Below are 1,004 nucleotides of genomic sequence, written 5' to 3'. Positions count from 1 at the left end.
GCGACCTCAAACTCGCCCTCGCCCTCCCCAAGTACGAAACCGTCACCGCCGCCCTCCCAGACCCTCAGACCGCAAGCACCCCCGCCGACCCAGACGGCGACGCTGAGCCAGGTGCCGACGCCACCGACCTCGACTCCGACGCAACGGACCTCGACTCTCTCCCCGACTCCGCCGACTCCGCCGACTCCGCCGACTCCGCCGACGCCGCCGACTCCGCCGACGCCGCGGCCGGCGCGCTCGCACCGGTCCGGCTGCATCCCGGCCAAGCCCACGCGATCGTCACCGCCCTGGAGAAGGTCCCGGCCACGGTCCCGGTCGAGGACCTCCTGGTCGCCGAGGAACAGATGGTCGAAGCCGCCAGATACCTGACCCCGGCCGACCTACGCACCCTCGGCAAACGCGTCGTCGACACCCTCGACACCGACGGCACCGAACCCGCCGAAAACGACGCCTACCACCGCGAAGCACTCTGGCTACGCCCCGCCGACCACGGCCTCAAATTCGGCGGCTACCTCGCCAACGAAAACGCCGAACTACTCAAAACCGCGATCCACGCCCTCGCCAAACCCCACAAAACCCTCGACGGCGAACCCGACCCACGCCCCCGCGACAAACGCCAAGCCGACGCCCTCGTCACCATCCTCGACACCGCCACCACCGCCAGCACCGGCCCCGGCGTCCCCCATCTCACCGTCACCATCGACTACACCGACCTGAAGGCCGCCACCAGCCAAGCAACCGGCGAACTCGTCCACGGCGACAACCTGTCCGCGGCCGCCGTCCGACGGCTGGCCTGCGACGCGGCCGTGCTCCCCATCGTGCTGGGCTCGAACTCCCAACCCCTCGACGTCGGCACCGAGCAGCGCTTCGTCACCGGCCCCATCCGCCGCGCCCTGAACAGACGCGACAAGGGCTGCATCATCTGCCAAGCCCCGCCACCGCAGTGCCACGCCCACCACATCATCCACTGGGCCGACGGTGGCCCGACAAGCATCGACAACCTC

1 protein-coding gene is annotated in these 1,004 nt (G+C 70.1%); it reads left to right on the top strand.

Going from position 1 to position 1,004, the window contains the following annotated elements; genetic code table 11:
• Window positions 1–1,004 (top strand): HNH endonuclease signature motif containing protein (locus ABD255_RS07380; protein WP_344211187.1); only part of this gene is annotated, 1,004 nt, incomplete at both ends.

It is taken from the genome of Kribbella sancticallisti (assembly GCF_039530625.1).
In the GTDB taxonomy this organism is placed as follows: domain Bacteria; phylum Actinomycetota; class Actinomycetes; order Propionibacteriales; family Kribbellaceae; genus Kribbella; species Kribbella sancticallisti.
Note: the sequence above shows the minus strand (reverse complement) of the source record. Positions and strands in the feature narration are given on the sequence as shown.